Origin of the sequence: Mesorhizobium sp. M5C.F.Ca.ET.164.01.1.1 (assembly GCF_004792125.1) — a bacterium.
GTDB lineage: Bacteria > Pseudomonadota > Alphaproteobacteria > Rhizobiales > Rhizobiaceae > Mesorhizobium > Mesorhizobium wenxiniae.
On sequence record NZ_SRTG01000649.1, the window covers coordinates 1 to 278 of the forward strand.

1 protein-coding gene is annotated in these 278 nt (G+C 68.3%); it reads right to left on the reverse strand.

The window, feature by feature from the left end:
• Positions 1–233 (reverse strand): hypothetical protein (locus tag EN807_RS35135; protein WP_135938132.1); only part of this gene is annotated, 233 nt, incomplete at its 3' end.
• Positions 234–278 lie beyond the last annotated feature (45 nt).

The window sequence follows — 278 nt, forward strand, 5'->3', positions numbered from 1 at the left end:
ATGATGAGCGGCACCGGCAGCTTGCCGAGGATGGACGTATCCGGCGCCCTGGTCTCCTCGCCGGTCGAGAAAGCCGACGGCACGAAGCCGTCGAGCTTGAGCGGCGGAGCAAGGAGGCGCGGCCGCTCGATCGCCGGCGTCTTCGCATCAGCATCGACGTGGGCGGTGGCATCCTCGTCGGATCGCGCCCATTCCTCGCTGTCTTGCGCGTCGCGGAAGTCGTCTGCTGTCATGCTGTCGTCGGCATCTTGCGGCGCCGAAGCCGGCGGAGCTTCGGC